Source organism: Pseudomonas baetica (genome assembly GCF_019733355.1).
Taxonomy (GTDB): domain Bacteria; phylum Pseudomonadota; class Gammaproteobacteria; order Pseudomonadales; family Pseudomonadaceae; genus Aquipseudomonas; species Aquipseudomonas baetica_A.
In genome coordinates, this window is the sequence record NZ_JAIHLQ010000028.1 from 1 (window position 1) to 22,646 (window position 22,646).

Here is a 22,646-nt window from a genome sequence, read left to right on the forward strand (position 1 = left end):
AGCCTGCAAGTCAGGTCGGCGGGTCTAACCGATCCAGCGCCCGGTTCACCGCCAGTTCGGCGAGCATGACCATCTGCGCGATGCCTAACACTGTGCTGCGCTGCGAACCGCTCAGCTCATTGGCAAAGTTGTTGGCCGCCGCGCTGGCGCTGGCCAGTGATTCGCAGGCGTGGGCGAGCAGGCTTTCGGTGTCGACGCTCGGATTGACGAGGAACATCGTGCTCGATTGTCGGGGTTTGACGGGATCGGGGCTGAGGTAGATATCGAGCGCGCGCTTGATGGCTTCCCGGCTTTTCGCCTGGTCATCGGCGCGCAGGGCTTCGGCCAGAGGGGTAGTGGTTTCGAGGGGGGGATCGGGAATCAGCTTGTCCATTAAAACAATTCTCCACAGTCGTCTGCGCCACTCATTGCCATTCTCACGGGGCTAAGAGGTGGCAGCTATATGCGGGGTGAGAATACCGGTTATGGACACCCGGCCAGACCGAAGTCTGCCCGCACACAGCCGCCATGACGCATTTACCGACAGCGAAGCTGGCGGCGATTATGCGTGCACAGATACTGAATGACCATAAGTTGCCGGGTTCTCACACCCGATCGCTGAGGTGTCAGCGACCGCCCAAGACTAGTGAGCGCACGTCCGACGGACAACCTGAAAACTTTGTGGGAAGGCTCCGTAAAATTCACACATGTTTAAACATCTGAAAGTGATGGGTTGACTGCACGGGCCTCTTCGCGAGCAAGCCCGCTCCCACAGGGGTATGCACTTCAAGTCGTGGAATGCATTTCAACCTGTGGGAGCGGTCTTGCTCGCGAAGAACGATAACGCGGTGAGCCTGCAAGTCAGGTCGGCGGGTCTAACCGATCCAGCGCCCGGTTCACCGCCAGTTCGGCGAGCATGACCATCTGCGCGATGCCCAACACGGTGCTGCGCTGCGAACCGCTCAGCTCATTGGCAAAGTTGTTGGCCGCCGCGCTGGCGCTGGCCAGTGATTCGCAGGCGTGGGCGAGCAGGCTTTCGGTGTCGACGCTCGGATTGACGAGGAACATCGTGCTCGATTGTCGGGGTTTGACGGGATCGGGGCTGAGGTAGATATCGAGCGCGCGCTTGATGGCTTCCCGGCTTTTCGCCTGGTCATCGGCGCGCAGGGCTTCGGCCAGAGGGGTGGTGGTTTCGAGGGGGGGATCGGGAATCAGCTTGTCCATTAACAGCTCCTACTTGGTTAAAGGAGCCACCTGTTGTCGTTTCCACACAACAAAAAGGTGGCAACTGTGCGCAGGGTGGAAATACCGATAAGTAGGCAATCGGCCAGACCGAAGTCTGCCCACGCACAGCCGCCGCGACGCAGTTTGCAGACGAACGAAGACGTCGGCAACGATTACGGTGCTGATGCAATGCATCTACTTAGAATTCAGGTTTCCACACCCGATCGCTGAGGTGTCAGCGACCGCCCAAGACTAGTGAGCGCACGTCCGACGGACAACCTGAAAACTTTGTGGGAAGGCTCCGCAAAATTCACACATGTTTAAACATCTGAAAGTGATGGGTTGACTGTACGGGCCTCTTCGCGAGCAAGCCCGCTCCCACAGGGGTATGCACTTCAAATCGTGGAATGCATTTCAATCTGTGGGAGCGGGCTTGCTCGCGAAGAACGATAACGCGGTTAGCCTGCTGAATACTGTCAGCCACCGCCCCCCGTTCCACTGCTGACCTTGCCACCCTGCTCCTGATCGAAAAACGGCGGGATCTCATGCTGGTAGCTTTTCAGCCAACGCTGCATCACCAGCTCGCGCTCAGTCGGCGTGAGTGTTTGAGGTTTTGGCGAGGCCACTTTGTTGCGGCTTTGCAGCAGCAGCCAGCCTTCGGTTTCCTGTTGCTGGGCCGAGGCCGGACCGGCGTCGATGGCGTGACTGGTGAGCGGCAGGGCCAGCAAGCCCAGGCAAACAATGATGGTTTTCATCGCGGGTCTCCTTATTTGAGCATCGCCGTAACGGCGGCGGGAGATGGGCTCGGCACTTTGAGTTTTTCCGCACGGCTCTGTGCTTCGCTGAACTGCGCGGGGCTCAGGCCGAGGCGGCTGACCAGTTCGGCGGCGCGGTTCCAGTCATCCTGATACAGCAACAGCGTCACCAGATTCAGCGCGGCCAATTGATCGCTCTGCTTGAGTTCCATGGCCGTGAGGAATTCAAAGCGCGCGTCTTCGATACGCAATTGATTGAGGTAGACCACCCCCAGATCGTTGCGGATTTTTTCGTCGGTAGGGGCCAGGCGTGCGGCGCGTTGCAGGTGCGCCTGCGCCTGGCCGTAGTCGGACTTCGCGGCCGCGAGTTGGCCCAGACCATGTTCGGCTTCGGCCGCCAGGCATGTGCCGAGCAAGCTGCGATACAAAGGTTCGGCCTCGCTGCGACCGAGCAAGCGGTGAACCCTGGCCTTGCGCAGACGCACGTCGGCGAGGTTGTCCGGCAGGCTTTGCAGGTTGGCCAGACTGGCGTGGAGCTTGCCTTCGTTGGCCATGTCGTCGGCCAGATTCAGCGACAGTTGCTGATCGGAACTCAACTTGCCGCAACTGGCGCTGTTGGTCAGCGCCTCCCAGGGGTTTTGCCCGGTGTTGGCACAGCCACCGAGCAACAACAGGCAAACACCAGCCATCATTGCTTTCATCACCACTCCTTCATGCCCCCAATGCCTTGGCCAGGGCGGTGAAGCCCGGGCCGGCCAGGACGATCAATAATGCAGGGAAGAGAAACAGCATCATCACGACGGACATTTTTGCCGACATCTTCGAAATGTATTCCTGCAGGCGCGTGAGGCGCCGGTCATCGAGCAGTTGCTTGAGCGACAACAGCGATTTCATCGCTCCACCGCCCTGATGCAGCAACTGCTGGAGAATCACGCAGGTGTCGGTGAACTCATCCACCGCCAACAGTTGCGTGGCCTTGTTCAGTTCTTCGCCCAGTTCAAGGCCCGAGTCGACCCGGGCCAGCACCAGGCGCAATTCATGAGTCAGCACGGGGAGCAACGCTTGGCCTTCATGGCTCAGCACACGCAGTGCCTGCTCCACGGCCATGCCGGACTCGAAGAGGATGCGCAGCAACGGAATAAACGTGCCGATCTCACTGGCCAGTTGTTTCTGTCGCTGGGCAACGGCCATCACCAGCAACCGCTTGGGCAGCAGGTAGCCGACGCCGAGGGCGAACAACGGCGCGATCCATTGTTTTTCCACGGTGGGGAAAAACACCGATTGCAACAGCACTGCCAGGGCCAGCATCAGCAACGGCGCACCGATCTGACACGCAGCGAACAGCGAACGCTGTCGTGCGCTGCGCCAGCCGAGACGGCTGAGCAAGGTTTGCGTTTCGTTGTCGAGCTTGACGCTGTGCTGCCCGACCTTGCTCTCGCCGAGCGACTGCAACAGGTTGCCGAGGCTGTTTTCGCGAATCAGGTCGCCGTCCAGTCGCCGGATGATTTGCCGCGCGCGGCGACGCTGCTCCAGCAGATGGGCGATCAGTAACACGGCGGCGCCGAGCAACAACAAGGCGCTGATCATCAGAGGCGTCGTCATAGGCTGCGCAACATCCGCCAGAGCAACAGACTGCCGATCACCTGCATGCCGAACGCCGTGGCGAGCATTCGCTGCCCGGACGGATCGTGCCACATGGCGACCAGATAAACCGGATTGGCCATCAGGAAATACCCGGCCATGGCAATCGGCAACAATCCCAGCACCCACGCGGTGAGGCGGGTTTCACCGGTCATGGCGCGCAATTGGCGCGCAGCCTGATCGCGTTCGCGGATCATCTTGATCAGGTTTTCAAGCAACTCACTGGCATTGCCGCCATAGCGATGATTGACCTTGAGGCCGAGGGCGAACAGACGAAACTCGTCTCGCTCGTAGAGTTCGGCCAGATCCGACACCGCGTCCGGCAAACTCACCCCCAACTGGACGTTGCGCTGCACCCGGCCCATGGCGTTTTTCAGCGGCTCTTCGCTGGCCTCGATGCCACCGAGCACCGCGTCGGCCAACGTGCGACCCGACTTCAGGCTGCGCACGGTGTAATCGAGCAGTTGCGGCAGTTGCTCGATCATCCGTCGCAAGCGCCGTTGGTAGCGCCAACTGACGTACAACCGCACGGCCACTGGCGGCAACACCACCATCACCAGTACACCGATCCATCCGGCGAGCGCCAGACTAAGCACGATGGCGAACATCCAGAGCAGGATCCATGCACCAAGACGTTCGGTCGGCCGCCCCAGACCCGCGCGCAAGAAGGCCCGTTCAAGGCCCGCCCAACGCGTTGGCGGTGCGTTTTCATGCGGCTGTCCCTCATTCAATCGCTCCATCACACGAGTGGCACCGCTCAGACGCCATGCCTTATAGAACAGGCGCATGGATTGCCCGAACAACGCCAGACTGAGCAAGTACAGCAGCAGCGCTTTAAGCATGCCGTGGCCCTCAGTGCGCGAGCGTCGATTCGTGGCGCAGCTTGTCGCCGGCCGGGTTGACCGCCTCACGCAGAAAACCGAAGCCTGTGCGCCGGTCGAGGCGGAACAAGGTGTTGGTGACGTAGACGTCCTCGCGCACGCCCACCACTTCCACCACTTCGCTGACGCAGCGCCGACCATCGGGCAGGCGCGTCAGTTGAATCACCACATCCAGCGCGGCGCAGATCATCTGGCGCAGGGTGCGCTCGGCGATGGCGCGCCCGGTCAGGCCCACCAGGGTTTCCAGGCGCAGCAAGGCGTCCTGGGCATTGTTGGCGTGCACGGTACTCATGGAGCCGTCGTGACCGGTGTTCATTGCCGTCAGTACATCAACCACTTCGACGCCACGGATCTCGCCCAGGATGATCCGGTCGGGACGCATCCGCAGGGCGTTGCGGATCAGGTCGCTGGCCTTGACCTCGCCATGGCCCTCGGCATTCGGTGGCCGGGTTTCCAGGCGCACGACATGCGGGTGGCCGAGTTGTAATTCGGCGACATCTTCAATGGTCACGAGGCGTTCGCTGGGGTTGATCAACTGGCTGAGAATGTTCAGTAGCGTGGTTTTGCCCGTACCGGTGCCGCCGCTGATGAGAATGTTGCAGCGCTTGCCCACCGCCTCCTGAATGAAATCGTAGATCGCCTGATCGATGGTTTGCATCGCCATCAGGTCAGTGCTTTTGAGCATATCCTTGCGAAACTTGCGGATCGACAGGCATGGGCCGTCGAGGGCAATCGGCGGGATGATGGCGTTGACCCGGCTGCCATCGGGCAGGCGCGCATCGACCATCGGTGACGACTCGTCCAGACGCCGACCGAGCGGCGCCAGGATGCGCTGCATGACACGCTCGACGTGGTGAGCATCAATGAAACGCAGGTCACTGAGGTGCAGCAGGCCATCGCGTTCGATAAACACTTTGTGCGGGCCGTTGACCAGAATCTCCGTCACCGAACTGTCGCGCAGCAGCACTTCGAGCGGGCCGAAGCCGGTCAGTTCATCAACGATTTCTTCGGCCAGACGCTCCATTTCATAACGGGAAATCGCCAGGTGCAGGCGTGCGATGTATTCGGCGACTTTGTCGATGACGAATTGCGCCAGCACCTGACGCGAGCCCTCCAGCAGGTTTTTCCCGGACTCTTCGATGGCGTCGATGATGTAGCGGTGCAGCACCAGTTTCAGGCCATCGTGATCGGTATTACCGGTCGCCTGGCGCTGTGGGCCGCCAAACAATTGCTCGCCGTTCATGAGGTGCCTCGCAAGCGGTCGAACCAGGTGACCTTCGGTTTGGTCAGGCCTTCAGAGCGTTTTGCCAATCGCTCGCCGAGGGTGCGCAGGCTTTGGCTGAGGGCTTCGCGCGGCGCCAGTTCGAACAGGGTCACGCCTTGATTTTTGGCGTTGAGGCGCAGTTCCGGGCTGTAGGCGAGCACGGCGATCACTTCCAGGCCGAAGGTTTTGCCCAGTGCCTCTGAGTCGGGCGCAACGTTGCGCAGGTAGCGATCCACCAGCAAGCGGCCGTGGTCGAGTTTCACGCCTTTCTCGCGCCACTGGTTCAGCACCGCCAGATTGCGCCGGCAGTCGAGCACGTTCTGGTCGGTGTACCACAGCAACTTGTCGCAATGGCTGACAAAGGTGCGCAGCGCTTCGCTGTCAGGCTGGCCGGTGAGGTTGACCACGATGTGCTGGAAGTGTTGGCGCAAGGCGCTGAGCAACATGTACAGCTCCGCAGTGCTGGTGCGCTCCAGCGGCTCATCGGCAGGGGCATAGGCGAGAATGCGCAGACCGGCTTCGGTGCTGGTGAAGGCGCTGTCGATCAGGGTCGCGTCGAGGCGTCGCAAGTGGCGCAACGCATCGCCGAAATGGAATGAACTCTCCAGCCCCAGCAAGGCCAGACTGTCACCGTGGGGCAGCCCCAGATCCAGCAACAGGGTTTGTTGACCGCTCTTGTGCACCACCAGCGCCATATGGTTGGCCAGCAGTGCGCCGTCAGCATCGCTTTGCACACCGTAGAGCACAGTCAGCCCACCCAACGGGGTGTTCGGCGTCACCGCCGGCAGACGTTTACTCAGGCGCCGCACCAGCCCGGCGACTTCGCTGGAACGTGAGCCGTAGGCAACAAAGTCTCGCGCGCCGGCCCGCATGGCATTGAGTACAAGCTGATTGTCCATGCCGTCACCGAGGGCGACGATGGCGAGCATCGGTTTGGCTTCCAGAACGCCTTCGATCAACGCGCTCTGGGCCACCAGATGTTCGGGGTCGAGTCCGACGAAGACGAGGCTGGCGCAGGTGACGTCGACCAGCGCCAGCAGCTCATCAAGACTGCCGCCACCAGCACTGACCACCTGCCCCAGCGGTGCTAGCGCGCCTTGCAGCCACTCAAGATCGGTGTCGTTACGGGTGATGGCGAGGAAGGTCTGATTCAGGCTCTGGCTCATTGCGATAATCCGCTGCGTTTATCGAAGTTGCCGTTTTCAAGGAAGTACAGGCGATACCAGTTGGGGTCGTAGTTGCGCAGTTTTTCCCCGGGCAGCGAAGGCAGTGGTGCATTGACCGCCAGGGGTTGAACCAGGTGCGGGGTGACGATCATCAGCAGTTCACGCTCCTCGCGGTTGATTGATGAATTGCGGAAAAACGCGCCGATCACCGGAATGTCACCCAGCCCTGGAAATTTGCTCACCTGGGAAGCGTTTTGCGTGCTGATCAAGCCACTGATCACGAAGCTCTCGCCGTCGGCCAGCGAGATGCTGGTATCGGTGCGGCGGATAGTGAAGGCCGGCACCGTGGTTCCACCAATGGTCACGCCGTTGTTGTAATCGAGTTCACTGACTTCAGGGGCGACCTTGAGGGCGATGCGGTCACGGCTGACCACGGTCGGGGTCAGCGTCAGACGAATGCCGAATTCCTTGTATTCGATGGAGTAGCTGTTGCTGTTGGCGCTGGGCACCGGGATCGGGATTTCGCCGCCGGCCAGAAAACTCGCGCTCTGACCGCTCAACGCCACCAGGCTCGGGCGCGCCAGGGTGTAGGCGAAACCGCTGCCCTCCAATGCGTTGACGATGCCGAGAAATTTACTGCTGCCGCCGCCCCAGACAATGTTGAACATGTCGTTGGCCAAGGGAATGTTCGGCGCAGTGATCGGCACCGTACCCGGCCTGACTCCGGTGCCGGGCACCGTGCCGGGAGCGCCGACCAGGAAGTTGTTCGAGCCTTTGCCGTAAATCGAGGTGCCGGCCTCTTTGAGTTTGGTACGGCTGACTTCAACAAAACGGATGTCGGTCTGCACCTGCGAGGGCAAGGTCGGATCATCCGTGGCCGGCAGGGAAACGGTCTTCATCGCCGCACTGGCCTTACCTTGCACGAACACCATGCTTTGCCGTGGAGCACTGGCGCAGGCCGTCCAGATCATCAGCGTGGTTGCGCCGGGCCCAACGCCTGTGAGCAACACGGCCTTATCGCCGGTGGCACGCACGTCGGCGATTTTCGGATCGCCTACAGCGACCCGCGTGATCGCCACCGGCGATTGCAACGCCTGCTGCAAACCTTCGCCGACTTCCAGCACCGAGGGCAATGGACCCAACGTGGCGCAATTGCCGGTGGCGGCGCCGGCGCTGCCGATCGAGGTGACACTCAGCAGCGAGGCCCAGAGCAAACCGTTGAACAGAGGCGTAAAGCGTATGCGCATGTAAAGGCGTCCTTGCTCGATTCAGGGTGTGGTTTGGGCGGTTTCAGCACCGCGGATGACTTCGACGGCGGGTTTGCGTGGGCCGGGCTGGCTGGCCACGGCCATGGGTTTGGGCGGTAGGGTCTGGGACAGTTGACTGAACTCGATCAGTTCGCGGCGAGGCGTGTCGAGTTGGGTAGCGACATTGTTTTCGCCCGCCCAGTATTTCGCCAGTTGCTGTTCGTCCGCGCTGCGCACGGCAAGGCGCAGGACACCGGCGCTGGACGCCAGCATCAAGCGGCTGACCAGCGGCTCTGGCACGGCCAGCAGCACGCTGCGGGCGGCCAGGCGCTGTTGTTCCTGTTTGAGTCGCTCCTCATCACTGCGTGCGGGACCTGCAGGCTGGCCGTCGTTGGTCAGGCCCAACTGGCTGCCGACGCCGAGCACACGCACCGCCGACACCACCTGTTGTGCCGAGGGCTGTGGATTGTTTTCGTCCTTGCGCAGGAACAGCAGCACGTCGACGTAATCGCCGGGGGCCAATTGCCCGCCGGCGTTGATGACTTCGTCCACCGCCACCGCCACCGCCCGTTCGCCGGGGCGAATCATGCGGGCCAGTGAACTGCCGGATTCGAAGCTTTCGTCACTCAGCCAACTGCCCGCGTTCAAGTGCCGCCAAGGCGCCCGGCCGATGACGTGATCGACATTGCCCAGGCTGCCGGCAGGCGCGGTGCGAAGTTTCTCCACGGCAACGTCGGCGGCGGTGATTTTCACGAACGGCGGGATGTCTCGCAGCAGCACCACGACGGGCTGACGCGTCGGGTCTTCCACAGGTTCGGTTTTGACGGCTGACGGCACCACAGGCTCAGTGGCGGGGGTAGCGACCGGTTCAGCGACCGGTGCCCGGCTCAAGGTAAGCCCCCAATATCCGGCAATGATGGCGCCCACAAAAAACAACCCGGCCAGACCCAGAGTGACGCGACTGTTCATGACGGCTCTCCCTTTCCCGCAGCGCTTTGTCTCTCATGCAATGTCCCGTGAATTCCAACGAGATAACTTCGCAATCAGGCAGCTATGAACAAGTAACTATTTCGCTATTTAACCGTAGCGCAGGCAGAACAAAACGCCATTACGAAGTGGGAAATATCCAGCAAAAGTAGAGGTCTAACGCGCCAAATGTCGTTTTCTGCCGTTAAACGGCGCCCTACTACTTAGGTGTTAATCCGTTCTTACAGTTGAAGGGGTGGCAATTGCCAACAATGCTGAGGGTGGCACAGGGAAATCATGTTGCGAACGCGCAACACCTGGTGTGCCCCAAGGAGATTGCTTATGTCGTATTCCAAGGTTGCTCAAAAAATCAAATCTCACCTCGCCCTCTTCAAAGGCTTGGGCAAAGACACTGAAGGTGCGTCCGCCATCGAGTACGCGCTGGTCGTCGGCCTGGTGGCGCTGGTGATTGCCGCATTCGGGACGGGCATAGGTACTCAGGTCACGGCGATTCTGACCTCGATCCAGACCGCGCTGGGCGGATAACTTGTAAACGCGCCCATTGGGTTCTACCGTCAGCACTCAGTCCATTGCAGGTGTTGCCCATGAACTCTTCCTACACTCCGCGCCAGCAGTTGCTCCTCGTCGACGATGAGGAGGACGCACTGCTGGAGCTGGCGGAGTTGCTGGAGGGTGAAGGCTTCACCTGTCATACCGCCACGTCGGTGAAGCTGGCCCTGCACCATCTGACCCGCCACCCGGATATCGCCCTGGTGATCACCGATCTGCGCATGCCCGAAGAAAGTGGCATGTCGCTGATCAAGCGGCTGCGTGAACACACTTCACGCCAGCATTTGCCGGTGATCGTGACGTCCGGGCATGCCGACATGGAGGATGTCAGCGATATGCTGCGCCTGCAGGTGCTGGACCTGTTCCGCAAACCGATCTATCACGTACGGTTGCTGGAAACCCTGGACAACCTGTTTCCTAAGTCCAAAGCCCACATCGTTTGAGGTAGTTGACCCCGCATAACACCGGGGTCAGAGGGGATCAGTGTGCGGTCACCCGTTGACGCATGCCCGAATTGCTCGGCGACAACGCCAGCGCCAATTGGGTGCGGTTGTGCATGTGCGTCAGGCGCAAGACCTGCGACACATAGAGCTTGACTGTGTTCTCGGTAATCCCCAGTTCACAGGCAATCTGGTAGTTGGTCTGGCCCTTGCCCACCAACCGTGCGACATCGAGCTGGCGTGGCGACAATTGATTGAAAATAGCCGGCATCTCCACCCCTTCTCCATCACTCGACGCGTCTTCACTCATCGTCGAAGGTCCGCGGCGTACTTTGTCGAGGTCCTGGTAAAGATCGTCGATCGACTCAGACAGGTATTGCAGCTTTTGATTGAGGTGGCCCAACTGCAGGGTTTTCTGCCGTTCTCGCAACGCCGTTTCCTGACGCTGCAAACCTTCGAGCAGTTCGTCCAGGTCAATGGGCTTTTGGTAGTAATCGGCAATGCCGGCACGCAAGGCCTTGATCACGTCCTGCTTGTCGGCGCGCCCGGTCAGCATGATGGCCTCGAAGACCCGATGTTTACCCGACAACCGCTGCAGTTCCTGCACCAGTTCAATGCCGTCCATGTCCGGCATGTGCAGGTCGCACAGCACCAGGCCAATGGCGGTGTCCTCGGTGAATTGTTCAATGGCCTGCTTGCTCGACTCGCAAGGCACGCAACGGTAGCCACTGCTCTCGATGAGTTCGCAGAGTTCCTCGACAATCAGCGGTTGATCGTCGACCACCAGCACCTTTACAACAGATGTAAGCTCGTTCACATGCCACTCCATGCCCGGGCCAAAGACTGACCGTTCCTGTACTTACAGCACGCTGCCGTACAAACACTGATTTGAAAGTAGACCCACTTTCCGACTATGTACATAGCAGTACTGACAAGGGGCGACTAATGGAACCACAACAAGGTGAGCATTGAGCCTGCCAGCGCGAACGGTGCAAATGGCAGCTTTTTTGACGCTTCAGGCTCCATATATCGAAGACGTTCTCTAAGCCTTTGACTCATATGCAACCAGAGCTTTGGCCCCAGCAGGACCCAGATTGCACTGGCAAGCGCCGCGCCGATAAACACCCCGAGCAGGTGAGCACCGTCCGTCGCAACACCAAAGGCTGTCATTAGTTTCACATCGCCTGCGCCAAAACGTTTCAGCGCATAACCAGGAAGGGTGAACGCCAAGGCCAGCAGCACCGCCCAGGCTCCCTGAACCGCTTCGGCGCCGAGCCAAGTGTTGCCGGTCGTCAGTAGATAAACGGTGGCCAACCCTCCAACACCCAAAGTCAGGCCGTTACCGATATGCCGTTGTCGGGCATCCTGCGCCGCGCAAAGTGTCAGCCAGATCAGTAGGACAAAGCTGTGCATGCGGTAAAAAACGTCCGTTTTGGCTGAATGATTCTATGCTGATATTAAGCAGTGAATGTCAGGGTAGACGCACTCATGAAATCCAGCCTCCCCCGCAAGCAAAAAGGCGCTGTCGCCATCGAATTCGCCTTGGTGTTCATCGTTTTCTTCGCCGTGTTTTATGGCTTGGTCAGCTACAGCCTGCCGCTGTTGCTGATGCAGTCGTTCAATGAGTCCACTGCCGAGGCCGTGCGCCGCAGCGTGGCGCTGGATCCGGCCTCTGCCGATTACTCAACCACCGTCATCACCACGGCCCGTACCGAGCTGACCCGCCAATTGGCTTGGCTGCCCGGCGCATTGAATTTCGATGCGGCCACCGACAGCAACATCACCTATGTCGGCGGCGTGCTGACGGTGACGGTCAACTACCCCACCGCCAAGCTCAATCAGGCGCTGCCGTTTCTGGTGCTGCCCGGCATCGGTTCGGTGCCGCGTCTGCCAGCGACATTGAGCGCGTCTTCGAGCCTGCAGTTTTGAGTTCCGGTGACAAGCTGTTCGCTCGCCTGCTCAATCGACAACCCGAGACGCCACAGCCTCTGGACAGCCCTGTGGTGCCGAGTGTCGGCCTGCAGCTGTATCTGGACGGCGAAGGCAACGTCAATCATTTGAGCGGCCCCTTGCGCCATGTGCTGGCGCAGCGGATGTCCGGCCCCCTGCCCGCGCATCTGCTGGAGTATGTGTTGCCCTACAGCAGCCTGGCGATAGAGGGTCGCCCCGCCGACTGGCAAGGACAATTACTCGACCTCGATTTTTTCAGCCAGAACGGTGCACCGCTGCACTTGCGCGGCTGGGTGCAGGCCCAAGGCGATGGCTGGCTTCTGCAGTTGCTGGACATCGGTGACTTGCTGGGTGAGCGGCTTCAGGCGCGCAATCGTGAGCAATGCCAGTGGCTGGCCACGCAGATGCGCGATCAATTGCGGTTGTGCAGCCTTGCGCGCCTGCCCGATGTGCTTGGCGAACAACTGCAACGCTTGAGCCAGCAGTTGCACATTCCATGTCTGGCAGTGGCACTGCTCGATGAGCAGGGCCAGGGCTGGCAGATTCATCAGCATTACGCAGCGCCAAATGCACCGCAGATGTGGCATGACCAGCAACGATTGGGGACCGGGCTCGACAGTCTCAACGGTGCGTTACCACAACGTTTGCTGGCCAGCGAACAGCCACGCCTGAGTGCACTGTTCGGTCTCGACGAAAGCTTCGCCGTGCCTTACCGCGACGCCCAAGGTGTGGCGGCGTGGTTGCTTTGCGCAGGCTACAACGCGAAGCAACAGGCGCCGGACCTGAACGATCACGACTGGCTGCTGTTGGCCGCTGCCGTGGCCGCCCCTCTGCTGGAGCGCCTGCGCGAGCATCACCATCACCAGCAACTGGAGCGCCTGGAGATTCTGCAAGCGTTGCTCGGTACGGGTTGGTGGGAGATGACCCACGACGGCGCCGAAATACAGTTGGCCCCGGTACTGGCCGCCAGTCTGGATGTGAAAGCTGAGCGGCTGCCGATTCAGGACTGGTTCGATCATGTGCATCCTGCCGACCGCGATGAGCTGCGCAGTCGCCTGCAAGCCTTGCAGGGGGAAGGCACCCCGTTGGAGGTGTGCGTGCGCCTGCAACGCAGCGATCAACCACAGCCGCTGTGGTATCGCCTGCAAGGTCGCTCTTTGGGCATCGGTACCGAGCGAAGGCTGGTGGGTTTCATGCTCGACATCAGCGACATCAAGAATCAACAGCAACAGGCCGCCGCCGCCCATGCGCGCCTGGACAATCTGATCGCCAGCGCCCCCGCCGTGATCTACGTGCAACGCTACGTCGAGGGGGCGCTGCAACCGACCTTCTTCAGCGCCAGCCTGCAACCCTTGCTGGGCTGGACGCTGACCGACTGTGACGATGGCCGACTGGTGGAACACATACACCCCGAAGACCGTCCTCGCTATTTCGAACGCACGCGGCAGTTGCTGCGCGAAGGCTCGGTGAGCGCGCGATATCGGATGCTCGACCGCCAAGGCAACGCACACTGGCTGCTCGACGAAGCCAAACTGCTGCGCGACGACTTGGGCCTGCCGGTAGAGGCCGTAGGTTTATGGCTGGACGTCACCGAAGCGACCCTCGCCGCCGAGCAAATCAAGACCAGCGAAGAGCGCTACCGGATGCTGGTGGAAGATTCCCCAGCGATGATTTGCCGCTACCGCCCGGACTTGACCCTGACCTTCGGCAATCGGCCCTTGGCGACTTATCTGGAATGCACAGCGGAGCAGTTGCCCGGGGTAAACCTGGGCAACTGGATGTCGGACGAACAGCGCCAGGCGTTCGTCCAGCGCTTGGCACAACTGACCCCGCAACTGCCAGTGAGCACCGCTGAGATCAATCTGCGCCTGCCCGGCCGCGAACACGCGTGGTGGGTCTGGTCGGATCGTGGGGTATTCGATGAGCACGGGCAACTGATCGAGGTACAAGCCGTGGGTCGCGACAACACCGAGGTGCGCCGCTCGCAACAACAACTGACCCAGAGTGCGAAAATGGCCACCCTCGGCGAAATGGCCACCGGCCTGGCCCACGAGATCAACCAGCCGCTGAACGTGATGCGTATGGCCATCGTCAATGTGCTCAAGCGCTTGAACAATGGCGACGCGCAGATCGACTACCTGACCGACAAGCTCAATCGTATCGACGCCCAGGTTCAACGGGCAGCGCGGGTGGTGGATCACATGCGCGTGTTCGGGCGCCGCTCGGAAATCGAACAGCATCCGTTCAACCCTCTCGACGCCATTGAAGGCACGTTGTCGCTATTGTCCGAGGGCTTGCGCGGTAAAGGCGTCGAGTTGCGTATCAAAGAGGCCGGTTTTGAAGTCCAGGTGCGCGGTTACGTCGATCAACTTGAGCAGGTGCTGATCAATCTGATGGTCAACGCCCGCGACGCTTTGCTCGGCAAACGCGAGGCTGACCGCGACTTCCAGCCATGGATAGCGGTCTATGCCGAGTGCGATGAGCATGTGGTGCGGCTGTGGGTCGAGGACAACGGTGGCGGCATTGACCCGCGCTTGATTGAACGGATTTTCGAACCGTTTTTCACCACCAAACCAGTCGGCGTCGGCACCGGGCTGGGGTTGTCGGTCAGCTACGGCATCGTCGACAACATGGGCGGACGCCTGAGCGTGCGCAATGGTGACGAGGGCGCGCGGTTTTGTATCGAACTGCCGATGGCCGAGGACGATCAGATCACCAGATAGGCCTTGCCGGTCTGGCCACAGGTCATATTGGCGCCGACATCGACAGCCATCAGGTTGATGCCAAGACTATTTAGCAAGTTGTTGAGCAACGGATCGAGCAGCGGACTCAACAGGTTGGTGATCAGCGGTTGGAGAATGCTGGCGACATCACTTATCGAACTGGCAACGCCCGCAACGATGGCACCAAACGGGTTACCGCCTTGCGGCTTATAAACAATCAGATTAATACCGGCCAGAGTGCTCGCCAGGCTACCGACAACATTACTGGAAGGCGTGGCGGACAACGTGCTCGGCGGCAGTTTAAGGTTGGCCGGTATTGGGAAAGGTGTATTGCTGGAATAAAGCAGATCTTGAGTACTGCCCGCCACGCTGGTGCTGGCCATGATCGCGATGCCGCCGGCGCCATACTGAACATGGGTGCTAGCGTCGCAACTGCCGATCCCCAGAATCTTGTGACAGGTCACAATGCCGAGATCGATCAACGGCAAAGGCGTGACCGTGGGTAAGGCGGCCGATGAAAAGGCATTGGTCGGATCGATTTTGCCGACTTTGAGATCAGCAATAGACGTGGTGGTATGAGCCGTCAGGCTCTTGGTGCCACTGGTGCCGGTTGGACATGTGTAGTCAGTGACGTAGCTGGTGGCGCCACCGGCATCCAGGCTGATATCGATTTGGGGCGACGGCAACAGTTTCGGATCCAGTTGCTGACAACCGGCACCCAGTAAGCAAGCGGCCGAGTTGAGCGTAGCGACCAGGTTCAGACTCAGCAGTGAATTGAGAGTCGGGGTCAACGTACCGACCAGCCCCAGCACTGCGTTGCTCAGCCCGCTCACACCAGTCAGCACTGGCAGATTCACTGACAGCATCGTGCGGATCTGCGCAGTGCGAACATAAATCCGGTCAGGCCCGGTGGGATTGATCTTGGCCAACGCCGGATTGCCGATGGCGGAAAACTGCGGCGGCTCGATCACTTTGACCCGCACCGTGACATTCGCCAGCCCAAGCACGCTGATTGGCAATGTCGCAGCCACCGCGCTTTTGCTGTTCGCCAGTTGCACGACGCCCTGAATCAGCTGCATCAACTGCACGTCGGCATCCAGCCCCGTCGATGTGGTGCCGGTCTGCAGTTGTAAAATGTCTCCCAGTTTGACGGGGGCGGCACTGAGCGCCGCCGCTTGCAGGTTGCCTAGAGCGGTAATCACTTCGGCAGTCGCACCATTGGCCTGAACTACGGTCGCAGCGGCCTGAATCAGCTGGGTCACCGAGGCTTGGGTGTTGAGTAGCTGGGTGTAATCGCCGGCGGTCACATTAAGGTTGATCGCCAGTTGATCCAGGTATTTGAGCAGATTGATGTCCGTGTGGAGCAATCCGTCCCAGCCGAGTAACGTCAGGTTGACGTTGCCTCCGAGCAACCCTGAAAACACTGGGTTTAGAATATTCGATTGCGCTGTGTTGATACTGCCCAGCGTACTGCGGATGCTCAATTGGGCAACCGGTGGCTGTGGCTGGGCAGCAACGGCAGAAGCACGAAGTACGGTATTGAGGCTGACCGACGCCCCACTGAACAACGCATACACAGCATTGGCAAAACTGGTGGCTACGGTGTGACTGGCGGCGACTTTGATGGCCGTCGCCTGCGTCGCACTGACGGTAAAGGTACGCAGACCGGTTGGCCCGGTCAGCAAAGTGCCGCAGGTCGTGGCCAGAGTGTTATTGGCATTGACGGCGAAGCCATTGCGCACGGCGCTTTGCCCGGCGTAACTGGCAGCGGTCAGACCAGACTGACAACTACCGCCGCGACTCACGGCCTCAAGCGCCGCGGTGTCGACGACTCGCTGCAGCTTGCGCTGCTCCATGTACAGCCGACCGCTGTCGACCACCACCAGCATCAACACCAGCGCCAACCCCAGGGTCAGCGCCGCCATCAAACCGATTGCCCCCCGCTGCCGGGCCGGGCCATTGAACTGCGAACGAGGCGACATGCCGCACTCCTTTGCCGGCGCACTGCCGAGCGCTACCTCCGTTGATGGAGTTGAGTGTAGACGGGGCTGAGCGAGACGGCTGGCAGGACGCCACTTCACCTGACAACGAACCCTGTGTGGGCTTGCTCGCGAATACGGTGTGCCATTCAGTTTTGAATGGGCTGACACGACACCTTCGCGAGCAAGCACGCTCCCCCAGGGATGGCGTCAACCTGAGGATGGGTTAGCGCGGTGGATAGTTCGCCAGAATCCGGCCGACCGTTTCTCGAACCGCAGCGCTGCGATCCGCCGGGTTGGGGGTGCTGCTGAGCATGCGCTCATCGCTGCCGCGCCAGACCAGTTTGCCGTCCTGGCCATCGAGCAGGTCAACACGCCGCCAGGTCAGCTGACAACGAACCCTGTGTGGGCTTGCTCGCGAATACGGTGTGCCATTCAATTTTGAATGGGCTGACACGACGCCTTCGCGAGCAAGCCCGCTCCCACAGGGATGGCGTCAACCTGAGGATGGGTTAGCGCGGTGGGTAGTTCGCCAGAATCCGGCCGACCGTTTCTCGAACCGCAGCGCTGCGATCCGCCGGGTTGGGGGTGCTGCTGAGCATGCGCTCATCGCTGCCGCGCCAGACCAGTTTGCCGTTCCTGCCATCGAGCAGGTCAACACGCCGCCACGTCAGCTGACAACGAACCCTGTGGGAGCGGGCTTGCTCGCGAATACGGTGTGCCATTCAGTTTTGAATGGGCTGACACGACGCCTTCGCGAGCAAGCCCGCTCCCACAGGGATGGCGTCAACCTGAGGATGGGTTAGCGCGGTGGGTAGTTCGCCAGAATCCGGCCGACCGTTTCTCGAACCGCAGCGCTGCGATCCGCCGGGTTGGGGGTGCTGCTGAGCATGCGCTCATCGCTGCCGCGCCAGACCAGTTTGCCGTCCTTGCCATCGAGCAGGTCGATCTGGAGGGTCGCGACCTTGTAGGTGATGTTGCGCGTTTCGTTGTACATCGGCGCGCCCCAGTAACCATTCCACGGCCCACCCCAACCGCCGCCGTAGTTGGTCGTCACTTGCTGCTGACGATCCTCGACGATCAGATACGCCTGCACACTCAAATCGCCCTTGGCGCCTACAGCGGCCGGGCGCAAACCGCGCTGGTCCAGTTGATCGGTGACCGCCTGGCGAATGCGTTGTTCGGTCAGGTCGCTCTTGATCCGTGGGTCATCGGGGCGGTATTGCAGGGCGGGTTCTTTCCAGCTCCAACTGCGATACGCGGCAAAGTCGCGGCTGGCATCGAAATCATGATTGACCTGGTTGGCGGCGCAGGCGCTGAGCAGCGCGGCCATGGCCAGTAAAGCGAGACGGCGGAACATGGAATTTCTCCGGTTGAAGACATGAACCTGCGACAGCGCCCCCATTGCTGAGCGCTAACTCGGAGGATACGCCGACAAGGCCTTTTCCACAGCCTCGCGAATGGCATCGGTGCGATCGATCTGGCTGCCGTTGTTCGCCGTTTCGGCGCTGGCACTCCAGACAGGTTGACCGGTGCCGGCATCGAACAAGTCGACCTGCACCACCACTACCTGCTCTTGATAAGTACGCACGATGGGCACCGTGTTGTACATCCCGTAACCGCGACCATAACGGTCATAGCCGCCGTATCCGCCGTAGTAACCGCTGTCGTCCTGCACCTGGCGCAGGCGGGTTTGCAGGCTCAAACGGGCGCTGACCAACAGGTCGGCCGGGCGGTTGTCATGCAACGGGCGCAAGCCGCGCTGGTCCAGTCCATTGCTGACAGCTTCGGCCACTTGCGCCGAATCGGCCCACGCGGTGCCGGGTGGCAATTGTCCGTTGAGCCACGCCCAACTGCGATAACGCCCGTAATCGCGTGGTGGCGCCGGGTAGGCGCTGCGATCAAAGGTGTTGGCCGCTTGCGGCGGCGCGGGCGGCAAGGGTAGCGACTGCGCCACATAGGGGTTGTTGCCCTGGCAGGCGGCCAACCCCAGACACATCAGCAATAACCCGCATTGAGCTTTCATTTCAGGCTCCGATCAGATCGGCCGGCAGATCCAGTGCAAGTAACGCCCAAGCCCGGCGAAGCTTGGGTGACGACGGTGAGCGAGTTCCATCTCGAGCAAATCCACAAGTTCGGCGCGGGCCTGGAATTCGACTGGCATGTAATCGTGGAACACCCTCACCCCGCTTTGGGTTTCGACCTGCCACAGGCCTTCGAGTTGCGTCGCCAGTTCCCGTGGGTCGAGGGGCATCTGCGGGGTCAGGCTCTGCTTTTCGCCGGCCATGACGTTCTTGCGCATCTTCTTGAAATGGCCTTTGAGCAGGTTGCGATAGATCAGCGCATCACGGTTGTAGAACGCCAGGGACAGCCATCCGCCGGGTTTGGTCAGTTGATGCAACACCGGCAGGATCGCGTGGGGTTCGGCCAGCCATTCCAGCACGGCGTGGCAGATCACCAGATCGTAGGGTTCGGTGAGTTGCCCGAGCAGCTCCTGCCACGGCGCCTGAATGAACGTCGCGGTTTGCCCGGCATCGGCAAACCGCTGGCGCGCACCTTCAAGCATCGGCTCGGCCGGCTCGGTAAAGGTCACATCATGCCCGCGCTCGGCCAGCCACAGCGACATGTGGCCCAACCCGCCACCGATGTCCAATACGCGCAACGGTCGATCCGGCAGCGCTTCGGCAAGGTCAGCCTGCAACACCGCGAGGCGAATAGCGCCTTTGGCACCACCGTAGATTTTTTCGGCGAAACGGGTCGCCAACTGATCGAAATGCCGGTCGCTCATCAGCTGAACCGCCGTTCGCTGTCGGCGAGCTTGCTGCGCACCACGTCATTCATGTCCAACCCCAACTCGCTGCACAGCAGTAACAGATACAGGACGATATCGCCGACTTCCTGCCCGGCGTGGGCGAGTTTGTCCGCTGGCAACTGACGCGACTGGTCTTCGCTCAGCCACTGGAAGATCTCCACCAGTTCGGACATCTCGACGCTGGCGGCCATGGCGAGGTTTTTCGGGCTGTGAAATTGCCGCCAGTCATTGCGGTCGCGAATGGCGTGCAGGCGTTCGGTCAGTTCAACAAGGTTCATCGGGCTCTCCTGAAGGCGTATAGCTTCGGGGGGATGCCGATTGAAGGCAAGGGGCTGTCACAGGATTGAGGTAAACCCTCTATAGTTGCAGGGAACTCGGCCACCCACGTTGTGGCCCAAGGCTCAGCTCTTTCATCAGGATGCACACATGCAGGTAGAAAGCTTTTTCGAATGGCTCGGCCAGGCACTCGGCTCGGTCATCCGCTTTATCGTTGATGGCCTCAGCGGGCTGTTCAACCTGTTGAGCAATGCCGGCGGCAACTTTGTCGACGGCTTGTCCAGAACCTTGGGCATGGATACGTCGATCATCAGCATCATCGCGCTGATCGTCGGTCTGATGCTGTTGTGGTCGGCGATTCGCGCGTTCATGAATGCGTCGATCATTGCCGGGATCATCTGGTTGCTGCTGGGGTTGTGGCTGCTGAGCTGGATCATCCACTGACACCGCAAGAGCCTGTGGGAGCGGGTAGGCTCACTCCCACAATTGATCGCCTTGCAACCCGCATCAATCGCTACAATCCCCGCTCCCCCAAGGAGCCCGCATGCCCAACCTGATTGCCGACTGGCGCGACCGCCCGACTCACCGCAAGGTCTGGGCGCTTGCTGCGCCGATGATCCTTTCCAATATTTCCGTGCCACTGGTGGCGCTGGTCGACAGCACCGTCATCGGCCACTTGCCTCACGCCCATCAATTGGGCGCGGTGGCGGTCGGGGCCAGCCTGTATACCTTTCTCGCCTGGGCCATGGGTTTTCTGCGCATGGGCACCACAGGCTTCGCCGCGCAAGCGGCCGGACGCAGTGATGGCGCGGCGTTGCGACAAATTCTGTTGCAAGGTCTGCTGCTGGCGATGGGACTGTCCCTGGTGCTCGGCACTTTGGGCGTACCGTTAAGCGGCGTGGCGTTGCACTTCATGCAACCGTCGGCGGAACTTGATCAACTGACCCGCGACTTTTTCCATACCCGGCTGTTCGGCTTGCCCGCCGCGCTGGCCAGTTACGCACTGGTCGGCTGGTTCCTCGGCACGCAGAACGCCCGGGCGCCGCTGGCGATTCTGCTGACCACCAACCTGATCAACATCGTGCTAAACCTGTGGTTCGTCATGGGGCTGGACTGGGGCGTGGTCGGCTCGGCTCGGGCCTCCGTGATCGCCGAATGGAGCGGTGCCCTTTTGGGGCTAATGCTGACCCGCAAAGCATTGCGCGCCTATCCGGGGCATATTGTCTGGGCCGCCCTCAAGGTGTGGCAGAGCTGGCGCCCGCTACTGGCGGTCAATCGCGACATTTTCATCCGCAGCCTGGCGCTGCAATCAGTGTTTTTCATGATCACCGTGCAAGGCGCTCGTCTCGGCGATGCCACTGTCGCGGCCAACGCATTGCTGCTCAACGGCCTGCTGCTGACTGCTCATGCGCTGGACGGTCTGGCCCACGCGGTCGAGGCGTTGTGTGGACACGCCATCGGTGCCCGTGATCGCCTCGCGTTGCGCCGTTCTCTGGTGGTGGCCGGCGGTTGGTCGCTGATCGCCAGCCTCGGATTCGCCACGCTGTTTTTGCTGGCGGGGCATGTGTTTATCGAAATGCAGACCAACATCCAGAGCGTGCGCGACACGGCGTTCGTTTATCTGCCCTACCTCGCCGTGCTGCCGTTGATTGCGGTCTGGAGCTACCTGCTCGACGGTCTGTTCATCGGTGCCACCCGTGCGCGCGAAATGCGCAACGGCATGCTGCTGACGGTGCTACTGCTGGTGCCGTTCGCGTGGGCGCTGCAAGGTTTGGGCAATCACGGTCTGTGGATAACGTTTCTGTTGTTCATGGTGCTGCGCAGTCTCACCCTCGGCGCGCAAGCCCTCTGGCTCAAGCGCAACGACGGTTGGTTCAGCGGCGCGACTCACTGAGTCGGCGTGTGTTCGATGAACCCGACCACTTGATCAAGCACCGGCGCCAGTCGACGCAGTGGCCGTGACAGCGTCGCCACCAGCGTTATGTGATTGGGCCGCGAGTAATACAAATCCTGCACCGGCACCCCGGCCTCGCGCAGTTTGCGCGCAAGGCCGCCGGTGTTGCGTGTCGGGTTGACCAGATCATCTTTGTTCGCGGCGATCAGCAGAGCCGGTGGTGCGTGGCGACTGACGTGATTGATAGGCTGCGATTGCGGCGGTGAGTCCGGCCAGAAAAACACCGGGCGCACGTCTGGATTCTTGATTGGCAGAAAGTCATAAGGCCCGGCCAGACCGATCCAGCCGCTGATGTCACTGGGCGACATGCCCACCGCAGCGAGCCAGTCCTTGTCCAGCGCCAGCATTGCCGCGTTGTAGCCACCGGAGCTGTGGCCCATCAGATACAAGCGCTGCGGATTGCCGGAAAACTCGCGGATGTGCGTTTTGGTCCAGGCAACCGCCCGGGCGCCGTCCTGCAGAAACCGCGGGTAACGCACTTGCGGATACAAGCGATAATCCGCCACCACCGCGACTATCCCCCGCGATGCCAGCGCCTCGCCGACAAACGTGTAGTCTTCACGGTCGCCACTGTTCCAACTGCCACCGTAGAAAAACACCACCACCGGCGCACCCGGCAACGCATGATGCGGCACATACACATCGAGCTTCTGCCGGGGATCGTCGCCATAAGCAATGCCCGTGGTTTTGTCGAACGTGGTGTCCGGGGTCAGCGCATTGAGCAGTTTCACCGGCGAACAACCGCTCAGTGCCAACAGCAATACGCCCCCCAGCATTGCGCCGAACCCTTGCCGGAAAAAACCTGCCATACGCGCAGAA

At 60.8% G+C, this 22,646-nt stretch carries 24 protein-coding genes and 2 pseudogenes; 6 read left to right on the forward strand and 20 right to left on the reverse strand.

Annotated elements, in window-relative coordinates; genetic code table 11:
* Window positions 1-10: 10 nt before the first annotated feature.
* The 10 genes from K5E40_RS23005 to cpaB form a co-directional block, all read right to left on the reverse strand.
* Window positions 11-373 (reverse strand): DUF6124 family protein, encoded by a 363-nt coding sequence (locus K5E40_RS23005; RefSeq protein ID WP_221732773.1) that lies wholly within the window; start codon window positions 371-373, stop codon window positions 11-13.
* 467 nt (window positions 374-840) lie between these two features.
* Window positions 841-1,203 carry a DUF6124 family protein gene (locus tag K5E40_RS23010; protein ID WP_221732773.1) on the reverse strand — a complete coding sequence of 121 codons (363 nt, stop codon included), beginning with the start codon at window positions 1,201-1,203 and terminating at the stop codon, window positions 841-843.
* Window positions 1,204-1,679: 476 nt separating this feature from the next.
* Entirely contained in the window at window positions 1,680-1,958 is a 279-nt protein-coding gene (locus K5E40_RS23015; protein ID WP_221732774.1) for a DUF3613 domain-containing protein, read from the reverse strand.
* Between the two features lie 11 nt (window positions 1,959-1,969).
* The gene (locus K5E40_RS23020; RefSeq protein ID WP_221732775.1) at window positions 1,970-2,659 is read right to left on the reverse strand and encodes a tetratricopeptide repeat protein; all 690 of its coding nucleotides are present in this window, start codon (window positions 2,657-2,659) and stop codon (window positions 1,970-1,972) included.
* 10 nt (window positions 2,660-2,669) lie between these two features.
* Complete coding sequence (locus K5E40_RS23025) at window positions 2,670-3,560, reverse strand: type II secretion system F family protein (protein WP_221732776.1); 891 nt, start codon at window positions 3,558-3,560, stop codon at window positions 2,670-2,672.
* Window positions 3,557-4,441 carry a type II secretion system F family protein gene (locus tag K5E40_RS23030; protein WP_221732777.1) on the reverse strand — a complete coding sequence of 295 codons (885 nt, stop codon included), beginning with the start codon at window positions 4,439-4,441 and terminating at the stop codon, window positions 3,557-3,559. Before K5E40_RS23030 ends, K5E40_RS23025 begins: the two co-directional genes overlap by 4 nt.
* A gap of 10 nt (window positions 4,442-4,451) precedes the next feature.
* Entirely contained in the window at window positions 4,452-5,723 is a 1,272-nt protein-coding gene (locus K5E40_RS23035; protein ID WP_221732778.1) for a CpaF family protein, read from the reverse strand.
* Complete coding sequence (locus K5E40_RS23040) at window positions 5,720-6,910, reverse strand: pilus assembly protein (RefSeq protein WP_221732779.1); 1,191 nt, start codon at window positions 6,908-6,910, stop codon at window positions 5,720-5,722. The genes K5E40_RS23035 and K5E40_RS23040 overlap by 4 nt, the downstream gene beginning before the upstream one ends.
* Window positions 6,907-8,157, reverse strand: a complete 1,251-nt coding sequence (locus K5E40_RS23045; RefSeq protein ID WP_221732780.1) for a type II and III secretion system protein family protein — start codon at window positions 8,155-8,157, stop codon at window positions 6,907-6,909. The genes K5E40_RS23040 and K5E40_RS23045 overlap by 4 nt, the downstream gene beginning before the upstream one ends.
* Before the next feature lie 21 nt (window positions 8,158-8,178).
* Window positions 8,179-9,126 carry a Flp pilus assembly protein CpaB gene (gene cpaB / locus K5E40_RS23050; RefSeq protein ID WP_221732781.1) on the reverse strand — a complete coding sequence of 316 codons (948 nt, stop codon included), beginning with the start codon at window positions 9,124-9,126 and terminating at the stop codon, window positions 8,179-8,181.
* 339 nt (window positions 9,127-9,465) lie between these two features.
* Between cpaB and K5E40_RS23055 the strand changes: the two genes are divergently transcribed.
* Window positions 9,466-9,669, forward strand: coding sequence for a Flp family type IVb pilin (locus K5E40_RS23055; protein ID WP_221732782.1), 204 nt, complete (start codon window positions 9,466-9,468; stop codon window positions 9,667-9,669).
* A gap of 59 nt (window positions 9,670-9,728) precedes the next feature.
* Complete coding sequence (locus K5E40_RS23060) at window positions 9,729-10,136, forward strand: response regulator (RefSeq protein ID WP_221732783.1); 408 nt, start codon at window positions 9,729-9,731, stop codon at window positions 10,134-10,136.
* A gap of 37 nt (window positions 10,137-10,173) precedes the next feature.
* On the opposite strand, the gene K5E40_RS23065 is transcribed toward K5E40_RS23060, so the two are convergent.
* Together K5E40_RS23065 and K5E40_RS23070 are read right to left on the reverse strand one after the other, a co-directional pair.
* Window positions 10,174-10,950 carry a response regulator transcription factor gene (locus K5E40_RS23065; protein WP_311775974.1) on the reverse strand — a complete coding sequence of 259 codons (777 nt, stop codon included), beginning with the start codon at window positions 10,948-10,950 and terminating at the stop codon, window positions 10,174-10,176.
* Between the two features lie 125 nt (window positions 10,951-11,075).
* Complete coding sequence (locus K5E40_RS23070; protein ID WP_221732785.1) at window positions 11,076-11,546, reverse strand: prepilin peptidase; 471 nt, start codon at window positions 11,544-11,546, stop codon at window positions 11,076-11,078.
* Window positions 11,547-11,621: 75 nt separating this feature from the next.
* On the opposite strand from K5E40_RS23070, the gene K5E40_RS23075 reads away from it, so the two are divergent.
* Together K5E40_RS23075 and K5E40_RS23080 are read left to right on the forward strand one after the other, a co-directional pair.
* Window positions 11,622-12,062, forward strand: coding sequence for a TadE/TadG family type IV pilus assembly protein (locus K5E40_RS23075; RefSeq protein WP_221732786.1), 441 nt, complete (start codon window positions 11,622-11,624; stop codon window positions 12,060-12,062).
* Complete coding sequence (locus K5E40_RS23080; protein ID WP_221732787.1) at window positions 12,059-14,806, forward strand: PAS domain-containing sensor histidine kinase; 2,748 nt, start codon at window positions 12,059-12,061, stop codon at window positions 14,804-14,806. The genes K5E40_RS23075 and K5E40_RS23080 overlap by 4 nt, the downstream gene beginning before the upstream one ends.
* Here the strand turns inward: K5E40_RS23080 and K5E40_RS23085 are convergent.
* The 7 genes and pseudogenes from K5E40_RS23085 to K5E40_RS23115 all read right to left on the reverse strand — a co-directional run bounded on the left by K5E40_RS23085 (window position 14,791) and on the right by K5E40_RS23115 (window position 19,875).
* Window positions 14,791-16,788, reverse strand: coding sequence for a pilus assembly protein TadG-related protein (locus K5E40_RS23085; RefSeq protein WP_221732788.1), 1,998 nt, complete (start codon window positions 16,786-16,788; stop codon window positions 14,791-14,793). The two genes, K5E40_RS23080 and K5E40_RS23085, sit on opposite strands and share 16 nt — an antisense overlap.
* Before the next feature lie 223 nt (window positions 16,789-17,011).
* A pseudogene (locus tag K5E40_RS23090) lies at window positions 17,012-17,161 on the reverse strand (DUF4136 domain-containing protein); the annotation flags it as partial.
* 136 nt (window positions 17,162-17,297) lie between these two features.
* Window positions 17,298-17,447, reverse strand: a pseudogene (locus K5E40_RS23095) (DUF4136 domain-containing protein); the annotation flags it as partial.
* Window positions 17,448-17,587: 140 nt separating this feature from the next.
* Window positions 17,588-18,145: a DUF4136 domain-containing protein gene (locus tag K5E40_RS23100; RefSeq protein ID WP_221732789.1), complete on the reverse strand. Its 558-nt coding sequence runs from the start codon at window positions 18,143-18,145 to the stop codon at window positions 17,588-17,590.
* 54 nt (window positions 18,146-18,199) lie between these two features.
* The gene (locus tag K5E40_RS23105) at window positions 18,200-18,811 is read right to left on the reverse strand and encodes a DUF4136 domain-containing protein (RefSeq protein ID WP_221732790.1); all 612 of its coding nucleotides are present in this window, start codon (window positions 18,809-18,811) and stop codon (window positions 18,200-18,202) included.
* A gap of 12 nt (window positions 18,812-18,823) precedes the next feature.
* Entirely contained in the window at window positions 18,824-19,573 is a 750-nt protein-coding gene (locus K5E40_RS23110) for a methyltransferase (RefSeq protein ID WP_221732791.1), read from the reverse strand.
* The gene (locus K5E40_RS23115) at window positions 19,573-19,875 is read right to left on the reverse strand and encodes a MazG-like family protein (protein WP_221732792.1); all 303 of its coding nucleotides are present in this window, start codon (window positions 19,873-19,875) and stop codon (window positions 19,573-19,575) included. Before K5E40_RS23115 ends, K5E40_RS23110 begins: the two co-directional genes overlap by 1 nt.
* A 148-nt stretch (window positions 19,876-20,023) precedes the next feature.
* Here K5E40_RS23115 and K5E40_RS23120 point away from each other — a divergent pair, with 148 nt between their 5' ends.
* Window positions 20,024-20,317, forward strand: a complete 294-nt coding sequence (locus tag K5E40_RS23120; protein ID WP_221732793.1) for a hypothetical protein — start codon at window positions 20,024-20,026, stop codon at window positions 20,315-20,317.
* A 100-nt stretch (window positions 20,318-20,417) separates the two neighbouring features.
* Window positions 20,418-21,767, forward strand: a complete 1,350-nt coding sequence (locus K5E40_RS23125) for an MATE family efflux transporter (RefSeq protein WP_221732794.1) — start codon at window positions 20,418-20,420, stop codon at window positions 21,765-21,767.
* Here K5E40_RS23125 and K5E40_RS23130 read toward each other — a convergent pair.
* A complete protein-coding gene (locus K5E40_RS23130; protein ID WP_221732795.1) occupies window positions 21,761-22,636 on the reverse strand; it encodes an alpha/beta hydrolase in 876 nt (291 codons plus the stop codon). The genes K5E40_RS23125 and K5E40_RS23130 overlap by 7 nt on opposite strands.
* Window positions 22,637-22,646: the final 10 nt, after the last annotated feature.